The sequence below is a fragment of the Lysinibacillus sp. 54212 genome (assembly GCF_036662795.1).
GTDB lineage: Bacteria > Bacillota > Bacilli > Bacillales_A > Planococcaceae > Lysinibacillus_B.
This window is the reverse complement of record NZ_JBAFWZ010000004.1, coordinates 177,032-184,233: the sequence shown is the minus strand read 5'-3', so window position 1 is coordinate 184,233 and position 7,202 is coordinate 177,032. Positions and strand designations below refer to the sequence as shown.

The following is a 7,202-nucleotide window of genomic DNA, read 5'->3' as shown; positions in this document are numbered from 1 at the left end:
CTATCCGCACAAAAGAGACGTATCCGAACGAAAGAAGTGTGTATCCGCACAAAAGGAAGACGTATCCGAACAAAAGTAGCAGCTATGCGCACAAAAGAAGTCGTATCCGCACAAAAGAGAGACGTATCCGAACAAAAGCAGCGCGTATCCGAACAAAACCAGCCCTTATCCGCACCACACACGCTAAAGATAGTCTCACATCAACAGTTTTCTGAATATTTAGCATTCTGAAACAAGGTAACGTTAAATAGATTCTAATTTTCGTATTATTAAAATATAAAGCTTGCTATTGCTATAACCAATTTAAAGGAGTGAGTTTATGACAACAAATTCTTTAGAAATGTCGAGAGAGTTGCTACTTGGTAACGTTTTAAGAAGTGCAGCGCATATTGTGCCAGACAAAGTATGTTTTAAGTTTGAAAATCAAGCGTTTACGTATGCACAACTAGAGCGTAAGGCATTACAGTTAGCCGGATGGATACAGCAGCAAGGGATTAAAAAGGACCAGAAAGTAGCGTATATATTTAAAAATTCCGTAGAGTTTGTCGAATTAATGTGGGCTATTTCATTATCTGGTGGAGTCGGTGTACCGCTGAATTTCCGACTAGCAAGCGATGAAGTGCTCTATATTCTGAATGATTCAGATACAGAGATTCTATTTATCGACCAAGAATATGTAGATATTATTCAATCTATCCGCCACGAAATTCCGAATGTACGTAGTATTATCGTCTCTTCAGAGCAGCCTGTTGAAGGAATGCTGTTATATAGTCAATTGTTTGATGAAAGATATGATTATAGTCTCGAGCAGCAACATGATCATGATGCATGTATGATAATGTATACATCTGGAACAACGGGAAAACCAAAGGGAGCTGTACTCACGCATAAAAATCTAGTAATGAATTCACAAAATTTAATTCGAGAATTTGATCTAGATAGCAATACGAGTCAGCTCGTCGTAGCTCCACTTTTTCATACTGCAGCACTTGCATCATTAGTGTTTTGCACCCTAGCACGAGGAACAACTGTTATTCAGAAGGATTTCGTTCCGAATGAGGTACTGCAAGCTGTTCAACAAGAAAAAATTACATGCCTATTTTTAGTGCCTGCTATGTGGAATTTTGTGACGTCCCTGCCTAACATCGACGATTATGATTTATCCTCTGTGCGTACATGTATTGCCGGAGCCGAAACTTGCCCGCTTAAGGTGAAGGAGCGAATCATAGAGCATTTTAATGTACAAGGTATTTATGAAGCATTTGGCCAAACCGAAACGAGTCCAGTAACGATTTGCATGAAGCCAGCCGATTCAATGCGAAAAACAGCAGCTCTTGGGAAACCTATTGTGAACGTAGAGGTACGCATTGTTGATGAAAATATGAATGATGTACCGGTCGGAGAAATTGGCGAAATTGTGTACCGCGGACCGACAATTATGAAAGAATATTATAAAAAACCAGAGGAAACAGCAGCAGCCTTCGAGGGTGGTTGGTTCCATAGTGGGGACTTAGTATCAGCAGATGAGGAAGGTTTCATTTATATACGTGACCGTAAAAAAGATATGATCATTAGTGCAGGTGAAAATATTTATCCAGCTGAAATCGAAAATGTTTTATATCGTCATGAGGCTATTTTTGAAGCAGCTGTTATCGGCGTTCCAGACGCTGTATGGGGTGAAAGTGTAAAGGCCTTTATCGTATTAAAGGAAAATCAAACACTTACAAAAGAAGAGGTCATTGAATTTTGTGTACAACATTTAGCCTCTTATAAAAAGCCGAAATATATAGAGTTCATACCATCATTACCGCGTAATACGTCAGGGAAGATTTTAAAACGAGCATTGCGAGATGAGGCTGCGGTAGAAGTAAAATAGGACGCGATTCATTGTGCTAAAAAACACGCTTCTATTCGGTGTTTAAACAATGTTAGGGTGTAGTGAATACAATCACTACACTCTTTCTTTATAAAGAAATCAATGCTTCCTAAATCACTGCTTGAGCGCTTGCTATGTGCTCCTATGAAAAAAGGTCAACTGCTCCGAGGAACAGCTGACCTATGTTTCATCATTATGCTTTTTTAGCTAAACGTGACTTTTTACGAGAAGCCGCGTTTTTATGGATAAGACCTTTAGAAGCAGCTTTATCTAAAGCTTTAGAAGCAGCAACTACTAATTCTTGTGCGTTTTCAGCACCAGTAGCTAGAGCTTGCTCAGCTTTTTTCACTGTAGTACGCATAGCAGACTTCGCTTGAGAGTTTGCAGCGTTTGCTTTTTCAGCAACTTTCACGCGTTTGATAGCAGATTTAATGTTTGGCATAACTTTCACCTCCTAATTATAGGTACGAGATGAGTATCTTCTCACTAGTTTCATGTGTCAATACAACAAAAATCATTCTATCAAATACAAGCCAGAATTGCAATACATAAATGCAAAGAATATTTACTTGACACTTTGACCACACTATTTTCGAGGTGAAAGTATGGAAAAAATAAACTGGAATAGAACCGACTTAATCGATGAATCAGAGCAGGTCGTTGCTCATCAAACGACAGGACAAAAGCAGGCGTTAGAAGAAAAGTCAGGTGTCTTGATCGAGGAATGGAACGAAGGGCGAGTAAAGGTCACAAGTGTCAAGGTAAATGAGCATGGTGCCCAGCAAATCCAAAAAAAGAAAGGCTCCTATATTACGCTCTCTGTCCCAACGCTCTCTCCAGCAGATACGGACGGTCTCGAGCAGCTTGAAAAGGCGCTTATTAAACATTTTACAGATTTGCATAAGCCGCTAAAGCTAAAAAAGGAGGATAAAATTTTAATTGTCGGACTTGGCAATAAAACGATTACACCAGATGCCATTGGACCGTTCGCCATTGACGCGATGCAAAAGGAGTTCGAGGAGGATTATGATGAACAATTCATTATGTACGCACCCGGTGTGACGGGGCAAACAGGCTTTGAAACAAGTGAGTTTGTCGGTGCCCTTGCCGATAAAATAAAGCCTGGGCTCGTTATTGTTATTGATGCACTTGCTACAAGGGCCTCTACAAGACTGTGCCGCACGATTCAGCTTACAGACACAGGTATCCACCCTGGCTCTGGTGTTGGCAATGAACGCGCTGAAGTATCGTATGAGGCGCTTGGCGTCCCTGTGACAGCGATTGGTATCCCAACCGTTGTAGAATCCACTGTATTACTTGCAGACGCCGTAGAGACGGTATTTCGTACAATCGCTGCCAAAATAGAAGAAAAGGATAAGCCGTCCAATCGTTTGTCCGTATCCTCATGGCAGCCGCGTGACATAAGCAAAGCTAATTTAGACCTCGTACGGCCGATTTTTGGCGAATGGTCGACATGGTCAAATGATGATCGTATACAGCTATTTGATGAAATTTTTCAAAACCGTGAAAGACTCATCGTTACCCCGAAGGAAGTAGATGTTTGGCTTATGCATTATGCCGTCCTCATCAGCAACAGCCTGTTCAAATGGATAAAAACAATTTCATAGTTCTAAACCGATTTCCCCTTCCATAATGTAGTGGGAGGGGAGATGTCACGATGAAAAATATGAAGCGAGTTTTAATTTTTTTCCTACTGCTTTTCCTATTACCAATCGTTACTGGACAATTACCTTTGCCTAATAATGAACAGACTAGCATGAAACCACAGGTAGAGCAAAAAGTTGTTCATGCCTCAGCTGCACCGATTGTCGATGTCAAAGAAATTCTACTTTTCTTCACTCATTCTCACGAAGCCTATAAACCTATTTTACAAACAGCAAATGTGAAGGTAGCAAACCAAAACAAACAGCATAATATACAATCCTTCCAGGGACTTTTCGAAGAACAATTTGAAACTCTAGGAATAAAAACACATACATTGGGCACTGACATTATGATTGAGATGGAAAAGCAGGGAAAAAAATTCAATCAGGCTTACAAAGTAGCACGACCATTTGTAAAAACGGCAGTCGAGCAATACAAGTACGATTTAATACTTGATATTCACCGAGATTCTTTAACCAAAAAAGCAACGACAATCACATTGAATGAAACGCCTTATGCGAAAATAGCCTTTGTTGTCGGTGCAGAACATCCAACCTATGAATGGAATTTAGCGTATGCAGAAGCGTTAAGTAAGGAGTTAAACGCATTAGTACCAGGCATTTCAAGAGGGATTATTAAAAAGCAGGGCGACGGCGTAGATGGCATTTACAATCAAGATTTAGCCCCACAAATGCTTCTTATAGAGATGGGCGGAATTGATAATACGGAAGAAGAAATTAAGCGAACAATCGCTGTGCTAACTCAAGCTATTGCAAATATGTTTACAAACGAGCGATTGCAAGACGCCTAGTAGCGAGAAAATGTTTTAGTGAAATAGAAATCTCCGTATGTTTTCTACACTCCAACATTGCTAAAGTAGTCCGTTGACTGCTATAATTCAAGTTAGCTTATATAGGAGTGGACGAATACATGAACCGAGAAGAACGTTTAAAACGACAAGAGAATATCCGAAATTTCTCTATTATCGCGCATATTGACCACGGGAAGTCAACATTAGCTGACCGTATATTAGAATCAACAAAATCCATTACACAACGCGAAATGAAATCTCAATTACTAGATTCAATGGATTTAGAACGTGAGCGCGGCATTACAATTAAATTAAATGCCGTGCAATTAAAATACAATGCGAAGGACGGCGAGACGTATACGTTTCATTTAATCGACACACCAGGACACGTCGATTTCACGTATGAGGTTTCTCGTTCATTAGCAGCCTGTGAAGGGGCAATCCTAGTTGTTGACGCCGCACAAGGTATCGAGGCGCAAACACTAGCAAACGTATACTTAGCACTAGATAACGACCTAGAAATCTTACCAGTTATCAATAAAATCGACCTACCAGCTGCTGATCCAGAGCGCGTTCGCCAAGAGGTTGAGGATGTTATTGGTTTAGATGCATCCGAGGCAGTACTTGCGTCAGCAAAGGCTGGCATCGGAATTGAAGACATTTTAGAGCAAATCGTAGAAAAAGTACCTGCTCCTACGGGCGATCCAGAAGAGCCACTACAGGCACTTATTTTCGACTCTGTTTATGATGCGTATAAAGGGGTTATTATCTCAATTCGTATTATGAACGGTACAGTGAAGGCTGGCGATAAAATCAAAATGATGGCAACAGGTGCCGAGTTTGAAGTTATCGAGGTTGGTATCCATAATCCGAAAGCGACGCCACAAAAAGAGCTAACAGTTGGGGACGTAGGGTATTTAACAGCATCGATTAAAAACGTTGCCGATACACGTGTAGGTGATACAGTAACTTCTGCTATTAAGCCTACCCCTGAGCCACTACCAGGTTACCGTAAGTTAAACCCAATGGTATACTGCGGTCTGTACCCAATCGATACAGCGAAATACAACGATTTACGTGAAGCGCTAGAAAAGCTAGAGTTAAATGACTCTGCGCTACAATACGAGCCAGAAACGTCTCAAGCACTAGGCTTCGGTTTCCGCTGTGGATTCTTAGGCTTACTGCACATGGAAATTATCCAAGAGCGTATAGAGCGTGAGTTTAATATTGATTTAATTACAACAGCGCCATCGGTAATTTACGAGGTGCATATGACAGATGGTAGCTCGATTAAAATCGACAACCCGTCCATGATGCCAGACCCTCAAAAGATTGATCGTATTGAAGAGCCATACGTAAAAGCAACAATTATGGTGCCAAACGATTATGTAGGGGCAGTTATGGAGCTTTGCCAAATGAAGCGCGGTAATTTCATGGGCATGGATTATATTGATACAACACGTGTTAGCATCAATTATGAAATTCCATTAGCAGAAATCGTGTATGATTTCTTTGATGTTTTAAAATCAAATACTAAGGGCTACGCGTCATTAGATTACGAATTAATCGGCTACAAGCCATCGAAGCTTGTGAAGATGGATATTTTATTAAACGGTGAGCAAGTCGATGCACTAAGCTTTATCGTGCACCGTGACTTCGGATACGAGCGCGGTAAAGTCATCGTAGAAAAACTAAAAGAACTAATTCCTCGTCAGCAATTCGAGGTACCAGTTCAAGCAGCGATCGGTCAAAAAATTATTGCTCGCTCAACAATTAAATCAATTGGTAAAAACGTATTAGCAAAATGTTACGGTGGTGACATTTCGCGTAAACGTAAATTACTTGAAAAGCAAAAAGCCGGTAAAAAGCGCATGAAGCAAGTCGGATCCGTAGAAGTTCCACAAGAGGCGTTCATGGCCGTGCTGAAGATGGATGAAAAGAAGTAAGAGTTAGTAGAGAGTTTAGGCGCCGATGAGGCAAATATAAAATAGCGCCCACAAAGTATGTGGGAACTGGAAGCATAGAGTTCTGCAGAGGATGCAGTGCTCTTTGCTTTTTTTTGTGCGCATTTTGGGGAGGGAAATATTTCGGGTCGAGCTTGCAAACGCCCAGCGCCGAAAAATTATAGCGAAAAATAAATGCCGATTTAGCGATTTGTCAGGATTGATATACAACATATTTATAAATAAGTGCCAAAAGAGGACCAAACTACTAAACTGACACTTATATTAAAATAAGTCGTATATGAAAGCTGCCAAATTAGCTTTTCGGGGTTTTGAAAACGGGGATGTTAATATATGCTGTTAAAAAAATAGGTGGGGTGGGGGATTTTTATTGTGGAAATTGGAAAGGTGATAAATTTTGGTGGTGGTAGAGTAAAAAGATATAGATCGGCTGTTGGTGCATTCGAGTCAATCCAATGAAAAACAGTGTGGTTTTGTGTGTTTTTCATGTGAAATCTACGAATAGTCTTTGAAAATCCGCTGGGAAAGGAAATTTGATTCTGGTAACTTTTTGTGAATTTTGGTAATGGGTTTGATTAATTTATGTTTATTTTAAGTGGAAATGTAGTGTTTTTTGATTGGAATGAGATGTTTATTTAAAACTCACAAGGCTAACAACAAGTGGTGAATAACGGTTTATATTATATTTTAAAGAAATAATCTTTATAGATTTTGAGGGTAGAGATTACTGTTATCCTTTAAATGAATATCACTTTGCATTAACCATTGTGGTTTTTTTTTTTTTTTTTTTTTTTTTTTTTTTGGTGCATTCTGGGAATTGTAAATCTTCTTTCAAAAAACCATGATATACTAAGGTTTATAAGCATCAAAAGATATCCAAATAAAA

Annotated in this window: 6 protein-coding genes; 5 read left to right on the top strand and 1 reads right to left on the bottom strand. The window is 39.7% G+C overall.

Going from position 1 to position 7,202, the window contains the following annotated elements; genetic code table 11:
* Both V4T18_RS04645 and V4T18_RS04640 read left to right on the top strand, forming a co-directional pair.
* On the top strand, positions 1-231 hold a 231-nt coding region (locus V4T18_RS04645; RefSeq protein ID WP_332647007.1), incomplete at its 5' end, for a hypothetical protein.
* Between the two features lie 88 nt (positions 232-319).
* Positions 320-1,876: a class I adenylate-forming enzyme family protein gene (locus V4T18_RS04640; RefSeq protein WP_332647005.1), complete on the top strand. Its 1,557-nt coding sequence runs from the start codon at positions 320-322 to the stop codon at positions 1,874-1,876.
* A gap of 193 nt (positions 1,877-2,069) precedes the next feature.
* Here V4T18_RS04640 and rpsT read toward each other — a convergent pair whose 3' ends face one another.
* Entirely contained in the window at positions 2,070-2,318 is a 249-nt protein-coding gene (gene rpsT / locus V4T18_RS04635) for a 30S ribosomal protein S20 (protein ID WP_332647003.1), read from the bottom strand.
* 163 nt (positions 2,319-2,481) lie between these two features.
* Here rpsT and gpr point away from each other — a divergent pair, with 163 nt between their 5' ends.
* The 3 genes from gpr (at position 2,482) to lepA (ending at position 6,298) form a co-directional block, all read left to right on the top strand.
* The gene (gene gpr / locus V4T18_RS04630; RefSeq protein WP_332647001.1) at positions 2,482-3,504 is read left to right on the top strand and encodes a GPR endopeptidase; all 1,023 of its coding nucleotides are present in this window, start codon (positions 2,482-2,484) and stop codon (positions 3,502-3,504) included.
* A 50-nt stretch (positions 3,505-3,554) separates the two neighbouring features.
* Entirely contained in the window at positions 3,555-4,352 is a 798-nt protein-coding gene (gene spoIIP / locus V4T18_RS04625; RefSeq protein ID WP_332646999.1) for a stage II sporulation protein P, read from the top strand.
* A 119-nt stretch (positions 4,353-4,471) separates the two neighbouring features.
* Positions 4,472-6,298: a translation elongation factor 4 gene (lepA, locus tag V4T18_RS04620; protein ID WP_332646997.1), complete on the top strand. Its 1,827-nt coding sequence runs from the start codon at positions 4,472-4,474 to the stop codon at positions 6,296-6,298.
* Positions 6,299-7,202: the final 904 nt, after the last annotated feature.